The 22538-nt window shown below is 64.4% G+C and carries 18 protein-coding genes; 4 read left to right on the top strand and 14 right to left on the bottom strand.

Annotated elements, in window-relative coordinates:
- Nucleotides 1-52 precede the first annotated feature (52 nt).
- The 8 genes from PW947_RS17465 to PW947_RS17430 all read right to left on the bottom strand — a co-directional run bounded on the left by PW947_RS17465 (nt 53) and on the right by PW947_RS17430 (nt 11032).
- Nucleotides 53-1225: an FAD-binding oxidoreductase gene (locus tag PW947_RS17465; protein WP_299633598.1), complete on the bottom strand. Its 1173-nt coding sequence runs from the start codon at nt 1223-1225 to the stop codon at nt 53-55.
- Nucleotides 1226-1273: 48 nt separating this feature from the next.
- The gene (locus PW947_RS17460) at nt 1274-2773 is read right to left on the bottom strand and encodes an aldehyde dehydrogenase family protein (protein ID WP_299633597.1); all 1500 of its coding nucleotides are present in this window, start codon (nt 2771-2773) and stop codon (nt 1274-1276) included.
- Between the two features lie 1152 nt (nt 2774-3925).
- Nucleotides 3926-4948 (bottom strand): IS110 family transposase, encoded by a 1023-nt coding sequence (locus tag PW947_RS17455; protein ID WP_299633596.1) that lies wholly within the window; start codon nt 4946-4948, stop codon nt 3926-3928.
- A gap of 392 nt (nt 4949-5340) precedes the next feature.
- Entirely contained in the window at nt 5341-6204 is an 864-nt protein-coding gene (locus PW947_RS17450) for a CoA ester lyase (protein WP_299633595.1), read from the bottom strand.
- Nucleotides 6201-7649 carry an MmgE/PrpD family protein gene (locus PW947_RS17445; RefSeq protein ID WP_299633594.1) on the bottom strand — a complete coding sequence of 483 codons (1449 nt, stop codon included), beginning with the start codon at nt 7647-7649 and terminating at the stop codon, nt 6201-6203. Before PW947_RS17445 ends, PW947_RS17450 begins: the two co-directional genes overlap by 4 nt.
- 33 nt (nt 7650-7682) lie before the next feature.
- Nucleotides 7683-8861 carry a CaiB/BaiF CoA-transferase family protein gene (locus PW947_RS17440; protein WP_299633593.1) on the bottom strand — a complete coding sequence of 393 codons (1179 nt, stop codon included), beginning with the start codon at nt 8859-8861 and terminating at the stop codon, nt 7683-7685.
- Between the two features lie 16 nt (nt 8862-8877).
- Nucleotides 8878-10041, bottom strand: coding sequence for an acyl-CoA dehydrogenase family protein (locus PW947_RS17435; RefSeq protein WP_299633592.1), 1164 nt, complete (start codon nt 10039-10041; stop codon nt 8878-8880).
- A gap of 136 nt (nt 10042-10177) precedes the next feature.
- Nucleotides 10178-11032: a MaoC family dehydratase N-terminal domain-containing protein gene (locus PW947_RS17430; protein ID WP_299633591.1), complete on the bottom strand. Its 855-nt coding sequence runs from the start codon at nt 11030-11032 to the stop codon at nt 10178-10180.
- A gap of 222 nt (nt 11033-11254) precedes the next feature.
- On the opposite strand from PW947_RS17430, the gene PW947_RS17425 reads away from it, so the two are divergent.
- On the top strand, nt 11255-12016 hold the full coding sequence (locus tag PW947_RS17425; protein WP_299633590.1) for a 2OG-Fe(II) oxygenase: 762 nt from the start codon (nt 11255-11257) through the stop codon (nt 12014-12016).
- A 256-nt stretch (nt 12017-12272) separates the two neighbouring features.
- On the top strand, nt 12273-14330 hold the full coding sequence (locus PW947_RS17420; protein ID WP_299633589.1) for an FUSC family protein: 2058 nt from the start codon (nt 12273-12275) through the stop codon (nt 14328-14330).
- A 15-nt stretch (nt 14331-14345) separates the two neighbouring features.
- Here the strand turns inward: PW947_RS17420 and PW947_RS17415 are convergent, their stop codons facing one another.
- A complete protein-coding gene (locus PW947_RS17415; RefSeq protein ID WP_299633588.1) occupies nt 14346-14792 on the bottom strand; it encodes a hypothetical protein in 447 nt (148 codons plus the stop codon).
- 176 nt (nt 14793-14968) lie between these two features.
- Here PW947_RS17415 and PW947_RS17410 point away from each other — a divergent pair, with 176 nt between their 5' ends.
- Nucleotides 14969-15454: a hypothetical protein gene (locus PW947_RS17410; protein WP_299633587.1), complete on the top strand. Its 486-nt coding sequence runs from the start codon at nt 14969-14971 to the stop codon at nt 15452-15454.
- 69 nt (nt 15455-15523) lie between these two features.
- Here the strand turns inward: PW947_RS17410 and PW947_RS17405 are convergent, their stop codons facing one another.
- The 4 genes from PW947_RS17405 to PW947_RS17390 all read right to left on the bottom strand — a co-directional run bounded on the left by PW947_RS17405 (nt 15524) and on the right by PW947_RS17390 (nt 20381).
- Nucleotides 15524-16252, bottom strand: coding sequence for an OmpW family outer membrane protein (locus tag PW947_RS17405; protein ID WP_299633690.1), 729 nt, complete (start codon nt 16250-16252; stop codon nt 15524-15526).
- 301 nt (nt 16253-16553) lie between these two features.
- A complete protein-coding gene (locus tag PW947_RS17400) occupies nt 16554-17363 on the bottom strand; it encodes a MetQ/NlpA family lipoprotein (protein WP_299633586.1) in 810 nt (269 codons plus the stop codon).
- Entirely contained in the window at nt 17360-18343 is a 984-nt protein-coding gene (locus PW947_RS17395) for a formylglycine-generating enzyme family protein (protein WP_299633689.1), read from the bottom strand. Before PW947_RS17395 ends, PW947_RS17400 begins: the two co-directional genes overlap by 4 nt.
- 79 nt (nt 18344-18422) lie before the next feature.
- Entirely contained in the window at nt 18423-20381 is a 1959-nt protein-coding gene (locus PW947_RS17390; RefSeq protein WP_299633585.1) for an arylsulfatase, read from the bottom strand.
- Between the two features lie 222 nt (nt 20382-20603).
- Between PW947_RS17390 and PW947_RS17385 the strand changes: the two genes are divergently transcribed.
- Entirely contained in the window at nt 20604-21290 is a 687-nt protein-coding gene (locus tag PW947_RS17385; RefSeq protein WP_299633584.1) for an XRE family transcriptional regulator, read from the top strand.
- A gap of 23 nt (nt 21291-21313) precedes the next feature.
- On the opposite strand, the gene PW947_RS17380 is transcribed toward PW947_RS17385, so the two are convergent.
- Entirely contained in the window at nt 21314-22438 is a 1125-nt protein-coding gene (locus PW947_RS17380) for a VOC family protein (RefSeq protein ID WP_299633583.1), read from the bottom strand.
- Nucleotides 22439-22538 lie beyond the last annotated feature (100 nt).

The following is a 22538-nucleotide window of genomic DNA, read 5'->3' as shown; positions in this document are numbered from 1 at the left end:
GTTTTGTATTGTGTGTGGTTGGCCGGTTTAAGCGCTTTTTCTACGACGCGTTTTAAACGACGTTTCTTTCGACGATAGGCGTATTGGCAATCACGCGATCGAAACTCAACGACGATAAATCCAGCGTCGTATAACGGTCGTGCAATATCAGTTCGCTCACGCCGCGTCCGGTTGCCGGTCCTTGTTGCAGTCCGTGGCCGCTAAAGCCATTGGCGAAAATCAGGTTATTCACGCTCGGATGACAGCCGATTATCGCGTTGTGATCGAACACGTTGTATTCGTAATAGCCGGACCAGCTTCGCTGCACGCGCAATGCTTCGAAACCCGGAACGCGATGCGCCAAAGCCGGCCAGATCACGTCGTCGAAAATGGCGTGGTCCACTTCGTCGAGCGGCAAGTCGTTCGGGTCGTTCTCTTCGGACGGCGATGTCCCGCAGATATAACCCGCGCCTTCAGGACGGAAATACACGCCGGTCGGATCGACCAGTAGCGGGCAACCGGTCAACCGCGCCGGCGACGTCACGTTGAAAATGCTGCGGCGACGCGCGAATACCGGCAAGTCGATCTGCGCGAGATCCGCCAGCTTTCGGGACCACGCGCCCGCGGCATTCACCGCGAAGTCGCACGCATAACGCTCGCCGTTCCGGGTTTCCACATGCGTGATGCGTGCGCCGTCGCGCGTCAGGCCGGTCACTTCGTCGTTGACATAGTGCGCGCCCAGCGCCCGCGCTTTTTTTCGCAGCGCCTGCACGAGACCGTAGCCGTCGAACCAGCCCTCGCCGGTCGCGCCGTATGCGCCCGCGACCAGATCGTCCGTTTGTAGCCACGGAAAACGGGCCTGCAAGCCGCGCGTGTCGAGCAGATGAATATCCGCGCCCAGACTGCGTTGCAGCGCGTGATTCGCGCGCAGGATCGGCTCGCCCGACGGCGTGGCGAGGAACAGATAGCCGCCCTCGTGCAGATCGATCTGCGGCTGCTCGCCGTCGATGGCGAGACGCTCGCCGATGCTGCGGAGAAATTCGATGCCGTACAAGGACATCTGGATCGACAACGGCGTGGAGAACTGCTGGCGGATCGATGCCGCCGACAGCGCCGACGACGCCCGTGCATACGTCGGATCGCGCTCGATGACGGTGACGTTCACCGTCGGGTCGGACGCCCGCAAAAAATACGCGATCGAACTGCCCACGACCCCACCGCCCATCACCACGACGCTCGAACTCACATTCGTCTCCTACGTTCTCCGTTAGCGGACGCTTGACGCGTTGCCGTATCAGTCGAGGTTGAAGTCGATCCCCTGCGCGAGCGGCAACGCGGACGAGTAGTTGACCGTGTTGGTCGCGCGACGCATGTAGGCTTTCCACGCATCCGAGCCGGATTCGCGGCCGCCGCCGGTTTCTTTTTCACCGCCGAACGCACCGCCGATTTCCGCGCCGCTCGGTCCGATATTGACGTTCGCGATTCCGCAATCGCTGCCCGCCGCCGACAGGAAACGCTCGGCTTCGCGCAGATCGGTCGTGAATACGCACGACGACAATCCGTGCGCCGATGCGTTGTTCGCCGCGACGGCTTCGTCGAAGTTCGAATAGCGCAGCACGTACAGGATCGGCGCGAAGGTTTCCTTCAGCACGACGGCCGTTTGCGACGGCATTTCGACCAGCGCCGGACGCACATAGTAGCCGCCCTCGTAACCCTTGACCTCGACGCGCTCGCCGCCGGACACCTTGCCGCCTTCGCTTGCCGCCTGTTGCAGCGCTTCCTGCATCCGCTGGTACGACTGACGGTCGATCAGCGGGCCCATCAGCGTGCCCTTTTCCAGCGGATTGCCGATCGGCACCTTGCTGTACAGCTGCTTCAGACGATCGACGGTCTGGTCGTACACGCTCTCGTGGACGAACAGGCGGCGCAGCGACGTGCACCGTTGCCCTGCCGTGCCGACCGCCGAGAACAGGATGCCGCGCAACGCCAGCGGGTGATCGGCCGTTTGGGTGACGATGCCCGCGTTGTTGCCGCCGAGTTCGAGCAACGAGCGGCCGAAGCGTTTCGCCACTTCGACCCCGACCGTGCGACCCATTTCCGTGCTGCCGGTTGCGCTGACCAGCGACGCGCGCGGGTCCGCGACCAGTTGCGCGCCGACGTCGAGGCCGCCGTTGATTAATGCAGTGAGGCCAGCGGGCGCGTCGCCGAATTCGGCGAGTACGTCTTGCATCAGGCGGTTGACCGCAAGTGCCGTCAGCGGCGTTTTCTCCGACGGTTTCCAGATCACCGCATTGCCGCAGACCAGTGCCAGCGCCGCGTTCCAAGACCACACCGCCACCGGGAAATTGAATGCGGAGATCACGACGCAGGTGCCGAGCGGGTGCCAGTTTTCCGCCATCCGGTGACCGGGCCGTTCGGACGCGATGGTGAGGCCGTACAGTTGACGCGACAGGCCGACCGCGAAGTCGCAGATGTCGATCATTTCCTGCACCTCGCCCAGGCCTTCCTGGAGGATCTTGCCGGTTTCCAGCGTGACGAGGCTGCCGAGCGCCTGCTTTTTGTCGCGCAGCTTGTTGCCGAGCAGGCGGACCAGTTCGCCGCGACGCGGGGCGGGAACGTTGCGCCAGTGTTCGAACGCGCGTTTCGCGCTGGCCAGCGCCGCTTCGACATCCGCCGCCGTGCTGCTTGTCACGCGGCCGATCAGTTCGCCAGTGACCGGCGAATGAACCGCGATATCACCGGTTTGGGAGGTGTCGGCGATGCCGAGATCGGCGAGGATGGTCGAGGCGTTCATAAACGGGTCCTTTTAATTTCCGATACGAAACTTGGTGAGGGTTTCGACTATACACCGGGGGGTTTTTGGCGGCAAATCTTGGGGTTTGGCTTTGGGTTTTGGTTTGGTTTTCGGGTTTTATTTTTTTGGGGGACGGTGGAGTGGGGTGTTTTCTTATCGGAAACGTTTTTGGTTTTTAATTGGGGTTGGGGTGTTCTTAGGCTGGTGCGTGGGGCCTGTTTTCGCGCTGGTCGGGTCGGTTGTCCCGGTTTGGTTGTCCCGGTTTCACGTCGGTTTACCTGGATCGTCCCTGTGCGGGACCGCACCTACTTTTCTTTGCTCGCGCAAAGAAAAGTAGGCAAAAGAAAGCGCGTTTACACCGCCGCTTCGTAGCGAGTGGCGTCTACTGACTAACGGGTAGTGGACCGCGCACGTTTGGAGTTGCCGCGCCGCCTGACGTGGTGGTCCGCGCCCGCACATCCCGCCCGCTTCGCGGCGGTAGCCCACTTCAAAAACCCATTTGCGCCACGTCATTCGCCCGCCGCTTCGACGGTTCCGGCGCCCGGATCGAAGCCCGGTTTTCGCCACGCCATTCGCCCGTTTTTTCGAGAGTTCCGGCGTCGGCTCAAAGGCCGTTCACGCCACACGATTCGCCCGCCTTAACGACCGCTCTAGCGTCCGGATCGAAGCCCGGTTTGCGCCACGGCATTCGCCCAACTTCACGAAGGTTTCGACGTTCCTGGTTGCCAGGAATTTTGCGCGCGAGAACCGCCCGGCGCATGCCAGGAAAACGGGTGTTGTGACGAACGGAGTGCAGCGCATGAAATGGCGCCAAGAGATAAAGACGGGACTGTGCCCGTCGGCTGTCGCGGAGCGAACAGCCGGAACTAATGACTGCCTTTATATGGACGCCTCCCGTTTGCCAAGGGTTTTCGTGTGTGTTGGTAGACAGGAAGGTTGCGGCTTTATATCCGGCCTTGTTGCAGGTCGAACCCGCTGGCCTCGATGGAATCCGCTGGCTCACGCCTCACTTGACACACGGGCTGTTAGCCCGCAAGGCAGTTCAGGTTTGGTGAGTCCCGGTCTGACCTGTGTGCCATCACACTCAATTACCTTGCGCAACCTTTGACATCCCATCTCCTGCAAAACCGGTTTATTCAGTCATTGCAGCGCTTACGCCGCTCGCGTACTCACATAGCCTTTCTCGTACGTACGCCCGTGCGCCAGCAGCGCCCAAATCGTTCGGGCCATCTTGTTGGCCAACGCAACGATTACCACGTTATGCGGGCGCCGCCGGCCCAACTGCTCGAGCCACGGGCCTGGCTCTTTCGCGCGCGCGAGCACCGATCGTGCACCGTGGATCAGCAGTGTGCGCAGATACACATCACCGCGTTTGCTGATCCCATGCAGTCTGATCCTGCCACCGGTGCCGGTCTGTCTGGGCACCAGACCCAGCCAGGCCGCAAACTCACGTCCTGAATGAAACGCTTTGGGGTCGCCCATCGTCGCCACAGCAGCGGTCGCTGTCAGCAGCCCGACGCCGGGAATGTCGGCGATCTGCCGGCAGGCACGCTCTTCCTTCATCCAGTCCGAGAGCCGGCGTTCGATTCGCGCAATCTGCTCATCGAGAACGTCAAGCCGCTGCCACTGCTCACGCAGCGTGTCCACCAGCATCGTGGGCAAACGCGCCTCCAGGCGCGCCAGCACATCAGCCATCGCCCGGTTCAGCGCGGCGCGGCCTACCGCCATCACTTCACCGTATTCCGTCAGCAGCCCACGCAATCCATTGATCTGCATCGTGCGAAACCTGATCAGTTGCTGGCGCATCCGGTGCAATGCCAGCACGGCCTGCTGCGATTCAGTCTTGACCGTCACGGACCTCACGCCCGACTGCTGTACCGCGGTCCAGATTGCCCGTGCATCAGCCACGTCGCTCTTGTTACCGCTCACAAACGCCTTGACCGCCTGGCCCGGCATCAACTTCACCTGATGACCCATCTGCTCCAGATGACGCGCCCAGTGCTGGGAACCGCCACACGCTTCCATGCCGATCAGGCACGGCGCGCGATTTGCAAAGTGCGACAGAAACGTGGCGCGTCGGATCTGCCAACTGACGACCTCGCCTGTTTGCGGATCAACCCAGTGGACCTGGAACACCTGCTTCGCAATATCGACACCAACCGGAGTAAGCTTCATTTGGGTTCTCCTTCCTCAAGTGGTACGTTGCCCAACTTCCACTCTGGCACATCTGAGGCCGTCGGTTGCGAGAACCCACCTTCCTGGTCGCGCCCCGACCATTCGGTCAGCAGCCCTCGCGAGGGGGAGGCGTCCATACCATTTGTCACCAGGTTAAGCGGTGCGACAACTCAAATCGTGCGCGGTCCACTACCCGTTCTGGAAGGACGCCACTCGCTACAAAGTGGCGGTGTAAACGCGCTTTCTTTTGCCTACTTTTCTTTGCGCGAGCAAAGAAAAGTAGGTGCGGTCCCGCACAGGGACGATCCAGGCAAACCGGCGTGAAAACAGGACGCGCACGCCACGCCAGGAGCAACCAAACCAAAACCAAAATCAAAACCAAAACCAAACCTCTAAATCCCTTCCATCACCGTCCTGGCCTTCAAAATCACCGGCAAATCCACCATCCTCCCATCCAGAGCCACAGCCGCGCCGCGGCTACCCTCAACCGCCGCCAACACCCTCCCAGCCCATTCCCTCTCACTATCACTCCACGCATAAGCCCGATGCACCGCATCAACCTGCCTCGGATGAATGCAAAGCTTGCCCCCAAACCCAAACCGTCGCCCGCACCGCGCGTCGGCTTCGATCGCGGCGGGATCGTCAAGCGTCGTGCTCACACCATCGACCGGTGCACCGATCCCCGCCAGCCGCGACGCCAGCACGATCTGCGAACGGAAAAAATGCAACTCGACTCCATCGCCGTCAATGCCGAGATCGACCTGAAAATCGAGCGTCCCAAATACGATCCGGCTCACTCGCGGCGCACCGCATAACGCCCCAAGCTGTGCGACTCCTCGCGCGGTCTCCACGATCGGCAACACCGACAATCCGTCATGCGCCGACGCCAGCACCGCGTCGATCTGCTCGCGTGTTTCCGCTTTCGGCAACACGATGCCGCTCAACCCAACCTGCGAGGACAACGCCGCGAGATCGTCGGCGAACCACGGCGTGTCCGACCCGTTGATCCGCACCAGTACCCGCGGCTGCGCCCGCTCCGGCGCATCGTCGGCGACCGGGGCCGAAGCGGTCAGCGTCGCCAGCGCCTCGGCCACGATTCGACGCGCGGACGGTTTGTCATCGGGTTGCACGGCGTCTTCGAGATCGAGAATCACCGCGTCGGCACCGGCTGCAAACGCCTTCCCGAACCGCTCGGGACGATTGCCCGGCACGAACAGATACGAGCGCGGCACCCGGACATTCACGCGCGTACTCATGCCGCCGCCCGCGCGGCTTTTTCAGCACGTTGCGCCGAACCGCCACCGGCTTCACGGCTTGCAACGGCGAACACGTCGCCCACCGTTTCCTGCGACACGACATGCCACGCGCGATCCAGTATGTGCGACGCTTCATCGTCCGATGCCGCGCCTGAAAACGCCGCCAGCCGCCGCAGCTTGGCCGCCAGTTCGTCGCGCGACAGCGTGTTGCCGGGATCGCCCTTCGGCTCATCGACGCGTCCGGTCAACGTGCGGCCGTCGTGCGTCGTCACCGTTACCTTGCCGATCCAGCGCGCCGGATAGGCGCGGTCCACTTCGTCGTCGAACGCCATTCGCACGGTGTCGCGAAACGCGGCAATCGCGTCCGCTGAAAAATTCTGCTCGAACTCGGTGACGCCCGCGTAACCGTGATGCGCGACAAGCCCCAGCACGGTCCCCATATTGAACTTCGCCTGATGCACGGTGCGCGGCACGACCACCGCGCCGAGCACGTCGAGCGCGCCCTGATGGACATGCGCGGTGACGCTCGCGATCTGCTCCGGTGCGAGCGCGTATTGCCGGATCACGGCGAGCAACGCGTCGGCGGCCGGATGCGTGTGGCGGCACGCGGCGTGATACTTGAACGAGGTTTCGGCGGTCGCCCAGCGCGTGCCGAGCCGGTCGGTGAGACGCGTGGGATCGGCATCGCTCGACATGCCGGCGGCCATGCCCTTGTCACCGTCGAGAATCCGTGTCGCGCCTTTGAAACCGTCGGCGGCGAGTTGCGCGGCCATCAGCCCGTTCGCGGCGGCCATCGCGGTGTGCAGTTGCTTCGAATCGGCGGCGTCGCGCAGAAACTCCCATAGACCGCTCGCCTGCGTGCCGGCCGAGCCGAACGCGTCGAGCATCTGCGACGGGCTCAGCCCCAACAGACGCCCTGCCGTGGCCGCCGCCGCGACGGTGCCCGCCGTGCCGGTCGTATGGAAAACCTTGTAGTGCGAGCGCCCGAGAAATTCGCCGATCCGGATCCCAACCTCGTAACCGGCCACGGCCGCCACGATCAGGTCGCGGCCGGACAGACGTTTCGCCTGCGCCAACGCGAGCGCGACCGGAAACACCACGGTCGCCGGATGAAACACCGAGCCGTTGTGCACGTCGTCCTGCTCGGCGAAATGCGACGCTGCGCCGTTCACCATCGCCGCGAAATACGGCGTCGTGCGCGTGCGGTCGATCAACACTTCGGACGGCCCACCGGCACCGAACGCGCCGCCCGCTTGCCGCGCGAACGCCGCAATCGTTTCGACCGGGCGCGCGCCTTTGCCCGCGAGCGCCGAGCCGATCCAGTCCACATACAGATTCACCGTGCGCTCGACGACGTCGGCGGGAATCGCGTCGAAATCGAGTTGCGCGGCAAAGGTCGCGAGCACGCGGCCGGGATGATCGTCGAAAGAGGCCTGATCGTTCATGTCAGTCTGGATTCCGGTGAAAGTGGGCGGGTCTCAGATCGTGCCGTCCGCGCGCAGCGCGTCGATGCGCACGCGGTCGTAGCCGAGTTCCTGCAAGATCGCGTCGGTGTGCTGGCCGAGCGCGGGCACGGCGTCCATCCGCGCGTCCGCATTCGACGGCACGCCGGGCGGCAACAGCGCCGGCACATTCCCCGCTGGTGTCGCCACTTCGCGCCAGCGTTCGCGCGCCTTCAGTTGCGGATGCGACCACACGTCGTGCAACGTATTCATCTGCGCGTTGGCGATACCGGCCGCATCGAGCCGCTCGCCGACCTGCGCGGCGCTCAAGCCCGAAAACGCATCGACGATCACCGCGCGTAGCGCGTCGCGCGCCGCTGTGCGTTTCGAATTCGTCATGAAGCGCGGATCGGCAGCGAGTTCGGGTTGCAGCAATACCTGATCGCAAAACAGCTTCCATTCGCGCTCGTTCTGCAAACCGAGCATCACGGTCTTGCCGTCGCCTGCGGGAAACGGACCATACGGATAGATCGTCGCGTGCGCGGCGCCGGACAACGCGGGCGGACTCTGGCCGTCGATCGCGTAGTACATCGGATAGCCCATCCACTCGACCATGCTTTCGAGCATCGACACATCGATCCGGCAGCCGCGTCCGGTGCGGCCGCGCTGCAACAGCGCGCTGAGAATGTTCGAATACGCGTACATGCCCGCGGCAATATCGGCGATCGAGCAACCGGCCTTCGCGGGCTGTTCCGGCGAGCCCGTTACCGACAGAAATCCCGATTCGCTTTGAATCAGCAGGTCGTAGGCCTTCCTGTCGCGATACGGTCCGTCCGCTCCATAGCCGGAGATATCGCAGACGATCAGCTTCGGATAACGCGCGCTCAACTGCTCGTAACCGAGGCCGAGCCGGTCGGCGGCGCCGGGTGCGAGGTTCTGGACCAGCACGTCGGCATCGGCGACTAGCGCGTCGAGAATTTCCATCGCGGCGGGCTGTTTCAGATCGAGCGCGAGGCTTTCCTTCGAACGGTTGGTCCACACGAAATGCGACGACAGACCGTGTACACGTTCATCGTAGCCACGCGCGAAATCGCCGGTGCCCGGCCGTTCGATCTTGATTACGCGCGCGCCCAGATCGGCCAGCTGACGCGTGCAGAACGGCGCGGCGATCGCATGTTCGAGCGTGACGACCTTGATGCCTTCGAGCGGTTTCATCCGTGTCTCCGGCCGGTCAGAACGAACGCGGCAAACCGAGAATATGCTCGGCCACGTACGACAGGATCAGGTTCGTCGAGATCGGCGCAACCTGGTACAGACGCGTCTCGCGGAACTTGCGTTCGACGTCGTATTCGCACGCGAAACCGAAGCCGCCGTGGAACTGCAGACACGCGTTGGCGGCCTCCCACGACGCGTCGGCGGCGAGCAGTTTCGCCATGTTCGCCTGCGCGCCGCACGGCTCGTGCGCATCGAAACGACGCGCGGCTTCGAAGCGCATCAGGCTCGCGGCTTCGACATTGACGAACGCGCGCGCAATCGGAAACTGCACGCCCTGGTTCTGCCCGATCGGACGGCCGAACACGATCCGCTCTTTCGCGTAGGCGCTCACCTTGTCGATAAACCAGTAGCCGTCGCCGATGCACTCGGCGGCAATCAGCGTGCGTTCCGCGTTCAGGCCGTCGAGAATGTATCTGAAGCCCTGACCTTCCTCGCCGATCAGGTTTTCAGCGGGAATTTCGAGGTTGTCGAAGAACAGTTCGTTGGTCTCGTGATTGACCATGTTGAGGATCGGCTGCACGGTCATGCCGTGACCGATCGCGTCGCGCAGATCGACGATAAAAATCGACATGCCTTCGGACTTCTTCTTCACGTCCGACAACGGCGTCGTGCGCGCGAGCAGGATCATCAGATCGGAATGCTGGATCCGCGAAATCCAGACTTTTTGCCCGTTGATCACGTAACGGTCGCCGCGACGCTGCGCGGTGGTCTTGATCTTGGTGGTGTCGGTGCCGGTGCTCGGCTCGGTCACGCCCATCGACTGCAAACGCAACTCGCCGCTGGCGATCTTCGGCAGATAGCGGTTTTTCTGCGCGTCGGAACCGTGACGCAGCAGCGTGCCCATGTTGTACATCTGGCCGTGACACGCGCCCGAATTGCCGCCCGCGCGATTGATCTCCTCCATGATCACCGAGGCCTCCGTCAGCCCGAGCCCCGAGCCGCCGTATTCCTGCGGGATCAACGCGGCGAGCCAACCCGCCTGCGTCAGCGCATCGACGAACGCTTCGGGATAGCCGCGCGCCTCGTCGATCTTGCGAAAGTATTCGCCGGAGAATTGCTGGCACAGATCGCGAACCGCTTCGCGAATGTCCTGGAACGATTCCTGTTGCGTGGTTTGCATGAGCGTGAATGAAGGTTGTGACGGTGAATGGGCGTGCTTTGGGCGTGCTTTAGGCAAGCGTAAGCGCGTACCGGTTCGGTCCCGGTTTCGCGAACGGCGAACCGCGCGCAGCACGATGCAGTGACGAAGCGGAGCCTCAGGCCAGTGTGGCGGTGGCGCGCATCGTCAGATAGCCTTCGTGATCTTTGGCCCACAGCTCGATCGTCTTGCCGTCTGCGGACGGCGTGCCGCAGACGGTGAACGGCTGTCCCGCGAAGGTCGGGCGCTGCGCGCGAAACGCGAAACTCTGGACGCTGGCGTCCGGTTGCTCGCGACGCACGAGGTCGAGCAGCAACGTGGCGATCAACGGTCCATGAACGATCAGGCCGGGATAACCTTCCACTTGCGTCACGTACGGAAAATCGTAGTGAATCCGGTGACTGTTGAAGGTCAGCGCGGAATAGCGGAACAGCATCACCGCGTCGGCGTCGATGCGGCGCGACCAGGTTTCGCGGTCGGGCGCACGCGCGGGTTTCGACGTGTCGGTTGCGCCCGGTTGCGGCGCGTCGCGATAGACGATGTCGTGCTCTTCGTCGATCTTCAGTTCGCCGTCGGCTTCGATGGTGTGCTGCACGGTGACGAACACGAGGCGGCCCGAGCGGCCGGTTTTATCGTCGATATTGACGATGGTGGACGTGCGCGTCGCACGCTCGCCCACTTTCAGCGGCGCATGAAAAGTCAGCCGTCCGCCCGCCCACATCCGGCGCGGCAACGGCACCGGCGGCAGGAATCCGCCGCGCGCCGGATGGCCGTCCTCGCCGGTTTCGGCAAGCGGCGAAACCGGCAAAAAATACAGCCAGTGCCACAGCGGCGGCACGAGATGCCGCGTCGCGGCGGCTTCTTCACGGTCGAACGTTGCGGCGAGCGCCGTCAGCGGAAAAGCCGTGATGTCGTCCTCGGCCACGGCTTCCTTGTTGAGCCAGTCGTCCAGACGCGGCGGAACTCCGGTCATGAAAGGTCTCCGATTGATTGCTTTGATTGGGACCTACTATGAACCGCCCGCGCGGATTCGCGAAGTTGGCATTCCAAAAGCATGCGTTTGGTTTTGCTTAAGACGCTGCGCCGAAGGATCGGCGGAAACCCGAATTGCAGCGCAAGAGACGGAGTGCGCGCGCGGCGAGCCGTCACTAGACTGGCTGCATCGAATCGACGCCGGAAGGCGAAGGAGCTTGCGATGTCGCACGCGCTGAACGAATGGAATGTCCCCGCCGACGCGGCCGCTTTGCCGTCGCCGTTGACCGCACGCATCGACGCAATCGACTGGCCGCGCGTCGCCGCGCAACTCGACGCCGACGGATGGGCGACGCTGCCCGCGCTGCTGAGCGCCGACGAATGCGACGCATGCGCCGCGCTGTATCCGCGTGACGCGCTGTTTCGCAGCCGCGTGGTGATGGCGCGCCACGGTTTCGGGCGCGGCGAATACCAGTACTTCGCGTATCCGTTGCCGCCGTTGCCCGGCGAATTGCGGACGGCGCTATATCCGCATCTGGCGCCGGTCGCGAATCGCTGGAACGAGTCGATGTCGATCGACACCCGTTTTCCGGCGCGGCACGACGCGTTTATCCGCCGCTGTCACGCGGCCGGTCAGACGCGCCCGACGCCGCTGATGCTTCAATACGCAGCCGGCGATTACAACTGTCTGCATCAGGATTTATACGGCGAGCACGTTTTTCCGCTGCAAGTGGCGATTCTGCTGTCGGAGCCGCAACGCGACTTCGACGGCGGCGGCTTCGTGCTGACCGAACAACGTCCGCGGATGCAGTCGCGCGCGGAAGTCGTACCGTTGCGCCAGGGCGACGCGGTGGTGTTCGCCGTGCATCACCGGCCGGTGCAAGGCACGCGCGGCGTGTATCGCGTCAATCTGCGGCATGGCGTGAGCCGCGTGCGCGCCGGGCATCGGACCACGCTCGGCGTGATTTTTCACGACGCGCAATGAGCGCGTCCCGCCGCGAGCGCGACGCGGCGAATCTGTCGCAAATTCGCCGCATTCCAGCGGCAAATGCGGGTCGGCGCGGCGCCGGGTTCCACTGAAGATAGACACGCCCATTTTTGACCACGTATCATCCGGGAAAACCCGCAGCCGCCTGTTTCGCGCGATCACCCTTCGCGCGCTCCGGAACGGCGCGGGTGAGCTTTTCCCGTGGCCGTTCGACGTTGTATGCCGGTGATCCCGGTTCGCAGCGACGGGCGGCGTGACGAAGGATATGCGGGTCGTCTGGACGACGCCCGTCGTGCCGCTCCCGGCCAAAAGCCGCGCGACACACCGCCTGGAACTCAACACCATGATTGCTGCCGCGTTTTCGCGCGTCACCGGCCGCCTGCTGGTTGCCGACCCCGGACTCGTCCGGCTACACACTGCGTTGCGCGCCGCGCTCGCGTGCCTGCTGACCGGCGTCGTCAGTATCGGCTGGGCCGTCGGCTCGCATCAGCCGCTGATCGTCGCTGCACCCGGCGTGCTGTTCGCGATGGTCGCGCCGCTGTTTATCCGCGACGCCCGCCGCGCCGACTGGTTCACCTCCCTCTTTCTGCTCTACGTGTGCGCGATGGCGAATTTCGCAGTCGCCACGCTGCTCGGCCGCATTCCGCTCGCGGGCGACGCCGGTTTCCTGATCGTGATGTTCATCGGCATGGTGTGCCAGGCGTGCGGTCCGCGCGCGCTCGGCAGCGCGATGCTCGGCGTGGTGATGTTCTATCTCGGTCTGTATCTGCATCCGTCGATCCCGCTGCTGGCCGAAAGTCTTGCGCTGTCGCTGGCCGCGCCTGCGGCGATTGCGCTGATTGGACGTCTGGTCGTGCCGATGCGCGCCGCCGCGACGATGCGTCTTGCGATCCACACGGTGACGTTGCGCGCGCAACGCCTGCTGCAAACGCCCCGTCACGTCAGCCCGCTGTCGACCACGACGTCGGCGTCGATGCGAGCCAATCTGTCGAGCCTGAACGAAGCCGCGCTCGCGCTCGAGGAACGGCTTGCGCTGCTCGCGCCGAATCACGCCGACGCGCTGCGCGAACGGCTGGTCGAACTCGAAGTGACCGCCGGTCAATATGCGTACGCGTCGGGCGCTTCGGCGACGGATGCGGGCGCGGCGGCCGTGCGCCATGCGATCGCCCGGCTCGCGGCGGCAGCGCGCCACGACGGCGCGTCGCACGGGTCGGGCGCGTCCGCGCATCCGGCACCGTTGCGCGAGCGGCTCGCCGGTCTGCGCACGAAGCTGACCTGGCTTCCCGCGACCCGCGCCACCACGGCCGCGTTGCTGGCGATGCTGCTCGGTCATTCGCTGTCGCCCGAGCGCTGGTTCTGGGCGGTGATTACCACCTTCGTAGTGTTTCTCGGCACCCGGTCGCGCGCCGACACGATCTATCGCGGCGCGCAGCGCGTCGCCGGAACACTGGCGGGCGCGCTGGTCAGCGTGGTGCTTGCGTCGACGCTGCATGACGCACCGGTGCTGCTGGTGATCGCGATGATCGTCTGCGTGTTCGGCTGGGCGTATTTCATTCTGAGCGCGTATGCGCTGGGCGTGTTTTTCATCACGGTGCTGGTCGGGCTGGTGTACGGCGAACTCGGTTTCGCGATCGGACCGCTGGTCGAGTTGCGGATCGAGGAAGTGCTGATCGGTTGCGGCGTATCGTTCGCGGTCGCGATGCTGATGATGCCGCTTGCCGCGACGCGCCATATCGACGCGCGGCTGGCCGCCGTACTGGCCGCGTTGCGCGAGGTCGTCACGTTGTCGGATGCGGGCCGCGCGACCGGCGCCGCGACGCGCACGCTCGACCGGAGCTGGCACGATTTGCGGATCGCGCTGCGGCCGCTCCAGACACAGCGCGTGTTCGTGTGGAATCCGTCGCTGGAACTCGCCACCGGGTCGTTGCTGTGCTGCATCCATTGGGCACGAACGCTGACGCACCGGAGCGGCACTGAAACGGACGCGATCGACGAGATAAACGCCATCGACACGCAGACGCGGGTGAGCGCCGCGCACGTCGCGTCGATCGTCGGGCGGCTGGATGCGCTGCTGTCGCGCTATAACGGGCGCGGCGAGCGTAACGTCGCTGCGGCCACTGTGACCGCTTCACCGGTGTCGAGCGCGCTCCCGGCCGACGCCGTTGCGTCCGCCGACCTGATCGCGCAACCGTCGACCCAATCGTGGGCTCAACTGGACGGCGCCGTCGCACAGCTCGCCGACCGCCTCGCCGCCACCGCCGATGCAGCACGCGGACGCATCAACTGGGCTGCGCGCACGCGCAGCGCCTGAGCCCGCGCTGGCGCGTCACTTTCCGGTCACGACCAGCTTCAGTTTGTGCGCGCCTGCGGGCGTTGCTGTGATGTCGGTGCGCTGACTGCGCGTGCCGACGTAAAAGTGCTGCCGTCCCGGCGAGTTCTGATCGTGGGTCGCTTCCGGCAGACAGGACGCGATATCGGCCGCCACGGCCTGCAACGCGTCCGCGTTCGAGCCCGCCTCCTGGTGCGGCGTCCACATGCATTGATACGCGCCTCGCGACGCGCTGCACTTCGCGTCGTCGCCATAAGGCTCGGCGACGCCCTTGCCGTCGTCGGGCGTCAACGCGCCCAGACCGTGCGGCGCGGCCGCAACGATCCGCTTGAGCGCGGCACATGGCGCGGGCGTGTCGTCGGCGCGGCTGACGGCGGGTAACAGCGCGATGGCAGCGGCAAGCGCGACAGTGACGGTACGGAACATAAAAGGCGTGCGGGTCATGGATTCGGCTCCGGTAGAGGGAATGCCGGCCCGGAATCCGGCTGTGCTGACGGCCGCGGGCATCGACCTGCATTGCAGTAGCGAAATTCAGACCTGATCCCGGACGCGGACCCGCTTGCGGTGCGCGCACGCTTCTCGTAGGCTGGCCATCGTCCAGCTTTGCAACGAGGCGCGTTATGGCAAAAACGAAGATGCTGTCGCCGCTGTTCACGGCGATGATGATTGCCGCCACGGCAACGGTCACGGCAGTGGCGCCGACGCCAGTCCGGGCGACGCCAGGAGAAGCGGCGTGCGGAATGCTGGTGGGGAGGTCGGCTGCATCGGGCGATGCGGCGTCGGGAGGGAATTCGGGCGCTGCGGGCGCCTCGACCGGTTCAGGCGCGCCAACCGCGTTCAGGCTGCGTGACGGCGAACCGGTCGATTTCATCGCGGGCGGCGCAACCGCTCACGGCACCTTGCATGTTTTCAAGGACGGCAGCGTGTATCGCGCGTACTGGCAGCCGCAGGGCAGCGTCGATCGTTACGTGCTGGCGAATGCGGGTGAAAACAGCGTCAGGCTGATCGTGACGCCGCCCCAAGGCACGCCCGCCACCGACGGCCAGCCCGGCACGACACTCGCACCGCAACACGTGCTGTCGTGCCCTGCCGGTTTGACACGCTGAAGCATCGCGTGACCGACAATCCGGCGACGCGGCACGACGCAGTCGCGCGGCCGCGTCACGGACACGTCGTCAGAACCGGTATCCGACCGAGACGAACGACACGATCGGATTGACCTTCAGCTTGGTGCTGCTGGTCACCGTGCCAGCCACCGCCGAATGCGTGGTCAGCGTGGCGCGCGTCGACAGCCACATATACGACAGCGACACGTTCGCCGACCAGTGCTTGTCGAAATTCCACGCGAAACCGGCGTTGATCACCGGCGCGAACGAGCTGCTCAGCTTCGCCGTCGTCGTGCCTTCGAGCGCCGTGCCGTACGTGCTCGAATACAGGAAGCTGCCGCTCGACATCGCCGAACTCAGTTTCACGCCGCTATACCAGACATAGGAACCACCCGCGCCGACGTACGGCCGGAAATGGCTTTGCGGATCGTTGAAGTAGTACTTGAACAGCAGCGTCGGGCTCCACTCGTAAGCCGAGCCGATTTCACCCAGCGACGACAGCGTGCCGGTGCCGTCCAGATGCATCTTGGGCGGTACGCCTAGCACGGCTTCGGTGGCGAAGTGATCGGTGATGAAGTACGTCAGCGTCAGGCCGAACGTGTCCGAACTCTCGACGCTCGCGCCGCTGCCTGCCGCCGTGACGGTCGAGCCGAGCGCGTTGACGGTCAGCGGCTTGCTCGAATCCTGCGGCGCGACGTGAAACCAGCCCACGTTCGCGACCAGATCGCCCGCGCTCTGCGCGTGCGCGCCGACGCTGAACAGCGTGGCTGCGGCCACGGCGAACCCTCGTAATTTCATCATGTTGTCTCCTCCGGTTTGCGTCGATTTATGTGACGATCTGGAGGCGATTCTATGCGAACGGTCGTGCGGTTCATCCACGGGATTCTGGGTAAAACGCTCAGTAATTTGGTAAGGATTTGACGCGATGCGCCGGATCGTGCCGGACGTTCGCAACGGTGCGGGTTCAGACACCGTTCAGCGGGCTTCGACGCGTCGCGCATCGGCGGACGAGGTGTTGTATTTGAGTCGCGGCGTCGATCGAAATACGCTTGACGCGCGACGCAACCGCCCCGTCGCACGATCCGGCAACCGTCACGATTCACCACGGCCGACGCACCGAATCCTGATAGCGCGTCAGGATAAAGCGCGCGACATCGTCCGAGTGATAGGCGGCGACGAGTTGCGCGACCCACGCTTGCGCGCGGTCGCTGTCGCGCACGGTCAGCACGCTCGCAAACGGCGAGCGCGCGTCCTCGATACCGATGCTGTCGCGCGCCGGAAAGAGGCCCGCCTGCTCCGCCGTCACGCTATCGATCACCGCGAACGTCACGGTGTTCAACGACGCGTACAGGCGCTCGCGCGGCAACGCACGCAAGTTCAGATGCAGCCGGTTGCTGGTCACGTCGCGCAGCTTCGCATGCAAACCGGCTCGATCGTCGAACGTCAGCAGCGTGTAGTTTTGCAGCAGGATCAACGCGCGCGCCATGCCTTCGGGATCGGCTGGAATCGCCACGGTCGCGCCCGGCTGGATCTGCGCGAGCGTCGTCAGCTTGCGCGAATACAGCGCCATCGGCAACGTGATCGTCGTGGCGACATTCGACAATGGATAACCGTGCTGCGTGCGCGCGGCATCGAACGCGGGTTCGTCCTCGAAACTCGCCGCGTCGATCTGGTGCGCGGCCAGCGCGGCGTCGATCCGCGTGCTGTCGTCGAACCTGACGACGTCGATCCGCATCCCGCGTGTCGCCGCCACGCGCTGCACTTCGTCCAGAATCTCCGCATGCGTGCCGCGCGTCACGCCGACCTTCACGACCGGCACGGCACTCGCGGCGCTTACGCCGGCCTGCAATGCAACCGCCAGCGCGCCGCCGAGCGCGAGTCCTGTCAACACCACCGGAAGCCGCCTCATCCTGCGTCTCGCGAGATCGTCCGGAAACCGATATGCGACGCGGGCAGATCCGCTTCCTGCTGCTCCCGCGACGACGCGCGATACCGCACGCAATAGTCGCGCGAACAGAGGAACGAGCCGCCCTTGATCACCATCGGCGTGTCGTGCCGGCGCGAAGCCGGTGCGACGGCCGCCGTGTCGCCGTTGGTGTGCGACTGATGCGCGCCGGTGTACGGATCTTTGGTCCATTCCCACGCGTTGCCGATCATGTCGTACAGCCGGAATCCGTTCGCCTCGTAGCATCCGACCGGCGACAATCCCGCGTGACCGTCCTCATCCGTATTCAGCACGGGAAACACGCCCTGCCAGTAATTCGCGGTCGGCTTGCCGTGCGCATCGTGCGGCGCGACATCGAGATCCGCGTCGTCACGGCCGCCCTTGCCCGCGTATTCCCATTCGGCTTCGGTCGGCAGATCGCGGCCGAGCCAGCGCGCGTACGCGAGCGCGTCGGTTTGCGTCACGAGCGTGACCGGCTGGTTCATCCGTCCGTCGATACGGCTGCCCGGTCCGCCCGGCCGATTCCACGCCGCGTCTTTCACCCACGTCCACCACGCGAGATCGCGGGCGTTCATTTCGTCGCGCGTCGGGGTATGAAAAACGGCGGCGCCGTGCTGCTTTTCCGCCTCGGTGACGTAACCGGTTGCGTGAACGAATGCCGCGAATTGCGCATTCGTCACGTCGGTCTGATCGATCCAGAATCCGCCGACGGTCGTTTTGCCGTCGCCCGCCGGACGTTCGTCTTCGTAGCCGCGCCGGCTGCCGAACACGAAGGCGCCGCCATGCAGATGCACCATGCCCGCCTTCGGATCGTCACGCCATCCGGCCGGCAAGCCGGAATAGCGCTCGCACGCGTGTTCCGAGCCGAGCGGCGCGAGCGGCCGCGACCCGTTCGCGTCGTCGAATCCGCGTGGCGCGCCGGACCACGCCGCCGACGCCGCCATCGCAATCCCGAACACCGCCGCGAACACCACGCCGTATCCGGCGACAGTTTTGACAGTAAGACTCACGACCGCCATCCGCTCAGTAATAGCCGCGCGGACGCAGCGGTTCGACGCCACCGACGCCGGTCATATACGCGTTCCACTGCTGCACGAGTCCATCGACGATCGACGGATTCTGTGTGGCGACGTCGGTGGTTTCGCCGCGATCCGACGTCATGTCGTAAAGCTGCCAGTGACCGTCCACCGGCCCGCGCGGCGGTTCGGTCCACAGCGCTTTCCACTTGCCGTCCGCGCTGCGCAGATAACCGCGGCCGTACGCTTCGTCGCCGAACGACGCGGTATGCACGTCGGTGCCCTGATCGTTCAGCAACGGCAGCATCGACTGACCGGTGATGGGATACACATAGCGGTTGCCGTACACCACCTTGCCCTTGTTCTGATCGACGCCGGTGAGCGAACTGATCAACGCGGGCGCGGCTTGCGTCGGCGGCGCGATGCCGGCCACGGCGAGGAAGGTCGCGGTGTTGTCGGTGACGTGCGTGAACGCGCGCAAGGTCGGTTTCTGCGCGGTCTGCCCCGGCAGATGCACGATCAGCGGTGTCGATACGCCACCTTCGCCCGAATAACCCTTGGTCAGCCGGAACGGCGTCGCGCTGACTTCGGCCCAGCGCAAACCGTATTGCAAACGCCGCGCGTTTTGCTGGCCGTTGTCGGTGCCGAGTGTCGAGTAGACGGGGTCGGCGGCGTTGGCGGTATCGGTCGCGGTCGGGTCGGCGCCGGAATCGATCGGCCAGCCTTCCGCGCCGTTATCCGACTGGAACATGATGAAGGTGTTGTCGTATTCGCCGATGTCCTTCAGATGCTGGATCAGCAAACCGATGTTGTGATCGAGATTCTCGACCATGCCCGCGTAGATCTCCATATAGCGCGCCTGCGCCTTTTTCTCGTCGGCCGACAGACTCGCCCACGACTTGTTCACGTAACCCGTGCCGTAGTCCGTATAGCCTTGCGCGGCGCTATGCACGGCGCTGACGTATTTCGCGTTGACCGTGCCGTTGTTCGCGGTCCCCGCCGAGGCACTGAGCGTTTCCGTCGCGCCCGGATACGGATTGAAGTCGGCGGGAATGATGCCCAGCGCTTTCTGACGCGCGATCCGTGCCGCGCGGATCACGTCGTAACCGGCGTCGTATTTGCCCGCGTAGTCGTGCAGATACGGTTCCGGCACCTGCAACGGCCAGTGCGGCGACGTGAACGCGGCGTACGCGAAGAACGGCTTGCCGTCGCCCTTGTTCGAATCGATGTACGAGATCAGCCGTTGGGTATAGAAATCGGTCGAGTAAAAGACGGCCGGGCTGCCGCCGGTTCCGCCCGGTTGACCGGGTTGTCCGGGCTGCACGTACTGACCGTCTTCCGCGTAGTTTTTCGAGCCCGCGAGTTCGTGCGCGAAGTGATTGGTCGCCGCACCGCCGAGCAATGCGTAGCTGTGCTCGAAGCCCCATTGGTCCGGCGTCTGGCCGCTGCCGGTCGCGCTGCCGACGATGCCCGAACCGATATGCCACTTGCCCGCCATGTACGTGTGATAACCGCCGTCCTTCAGCAGTTGCGCAACGGACAACGCGCGATCGTTCAGATAGCCTTCGTAGCCCGGCAAGCCTTTGCGCTCGTCGGTCGGCGCGCCCATCGTGCCTTCGCCGACGAGGTGGTGATCGGTGCCGGAAATCAGCATCGCGCGCGTGATCGCGCAGACGGTGCCGGTGTGATGGTTGGTCAGGATGCGGCCCGATTGCACCAGCGCATCGAGGTTCGGCGTGTCGATCTCGCCGCCGAACGCGTGGATGTCCGAGTAGCCGAGATCGTCGGCCATGATGTAGAGAATGTTCGGACGCTTCGCGACGACCGGCGTCGATGCCGTTTGCGGCGCCACCGATACTTCGCCCGAGCAGGACACGAGTGCAATCACGCTGGCAATCGCCGCGCCGAGCTGGCCGACGCGCAGGCCGGTTCGCAATGAAGAAGACTGCGATCTGAGTGTTTTCATTATTCTTCGACCGAGGTTGTCTCAATGTTCGAGGTTGACTGAGCGGGCGATCGTAGCAATCGGTAAGGGCTCGGCTAACCAACGATTTCTGCGAAGCTAGCGACATCGCGCGATAACGCGTAATGCTGTGCCGCATGCGCGCGACAGCGGCCAGGATGACCGTGCGGGCGTCGATGCTATGATCGAAACCAGTTTGCGCCGCCCACGCTTTTCATCATCGCTATGGACACGTCCCTCACCAAACCCGTCGAACCTTCGACCACGGATCTCGGCCGTCGCGTACGCGCCGCGCGCGTCGCACACGACATGACGCTCGAAACCGCGAGCCGCCTGTGCGGCGTGTCGCGCTCGACGCTGTCGAAAATCGAAAACGGCCTGATGTCGCCCACTTTCGACGTGCTGCAAAAAATCGTGCTGGGTTTGAAGATCGAGATCGGCGAGCTGTTCGGCTCGGCGCCGAAGCCCGGCGCGAGCGGACGTCGCGCGTTGACGCGCAAGGACGAAGGACAACGCCACGCGTATCGCGGCTATCAGATGGAGTTGCTCGCCACCGATCTCGCGCACAAGACCATGCTGCCGTTTCGCATCCGCATTTCGGCGCATACGCTCGACGCCTTCGACGACTGGGGTCGTCACGAAGGGGAAGAGTTTCTGTATGTGATCAGCGGCAGCGTGTGCCTGTATTCGGAGCTGTATGCGCCGACGCATCTGAATGCCGGCGACAGTCTGTATTTCGACAGCCGGACCGGCCACGCGGCCGTCTCGACCAGCATCGACGATGCCGAGGTGTTGTGGATGGCGACCAGTGCGGTCGCGACGCCGGGCTCGGGTCACGCGCCGTCGCCGCAAGCGGTGCTCGATGCCGCGCCGGAATCGTCGGCGCCGCTCGTCGCAAGGAAAATCCGGTAGCGCGGAAGCGCTGCGTTGAAGCGTTACGACTGACGCGCCTGGGCGAGTGCGCTCAGGTTGCCTTCGCCGAAGCCGTGATGGCCTTTGCGCTGCACGATCTCGAAGAAAATCTCGCCCGGCTGGCGACGGATAAACGTCTGGAAAAACAGCTGCGGCACACCGTCTTCGCCGATCTCGCCATCCACCAGGATGCGTCCGCGCGCAAGCCGTTCGACATCGACGCCGTGACCCGGCAAACGCGTGTCGAGCTGCGCGTAGTAACGCGGCGGCGGCTCGACCAGTTCGATACCGCTGGCCATCAACTGCTCGACCGTCGCGAAGATATCGTGCGTGGCGAGCGCGATATGCTGCACGCCTTCACCCGGACGTTCCGGCAGATAGTCGTGCATCAGGTTCGTGCGCCGCGTGCCTTCTTCGTAGAGCGGAATCCGGATCGCGCCGCACGGCGACACCATCACGCGCGATTCCGCCGAGACGTGCCAGTTCGCGTGCAACTCGTGAATCTCGCGGAAATTCAGCAGGTCTTTGTAGAAATCGACCCATTCCTGCATGCGCCCCGCGCCGACGGTTTGCGTCAGATGATCGACGGCGACCAGGCCGGTGCCTGCGTGGCTCAGATCGGCGTGCGCGGTGTCGATGTGGATCGGGCGAAAGTCGATGTCGAAGATCGAGATATCGCCGACGCCGCCGCGTTGACCGCCGCGCCCACGCCAACGATCGACGAAATAGATATGCGAATCGCCGATGCCCTGAATGGCCGGAATCTGCAATTCGCCGCGACCGGTTTTCTCGCCTTCGAACGCCCACGCGCCGAGTTCGATCGCGCGGTCGAATGCATGCTGCGCATCGTCGACGCGAATCCCGATCGCACAGATGCCGACGCCATATTCCTCCGCGTAGCGCGCGGCGAACGAGTCGGGCTCCGCGTTGATCAGGAAGTTCATCTCGCCCTGACGGTACAGCGTGACGTCCTTGCTGATGTGGCGGGCGATCGGCTTGAAGCCCAGTTGCGCGAAGCGGCCGCCGAGTTCCTTCGGGTCGCGGGTGGCGAATTCGACGAATTCGAGGCCGGCAGTACCGAGCGGGTTGTGCTCCGGGTCCACCACGGCGCACTGCGCGGCGTTCGGGGTAGGCAGGTCGCTGGGCATCGCTATCTCCTTGGACAATCGGTCGGCGCGCGATCTATCGTGCGCGGTGTTTGGCTGGGCGCTAAAGACCGCAATCCCGCGCGCACCGTGTTTGTACACC

The sequence above is a fragment of the Paraburkholderia sp. genome (genome assembly GCF_028283785.1).
In the GTDB taxonomy this organism is placed as follows: domain Bacteria; phylum Pseudomonadota; class Gammaproteobacteria; order Burkholderiales; family Burkholderiaceae; genus Paraburkholderia.
This window is presented reverse-complemented; position numbering and strand designations above follow the sequence as displayed.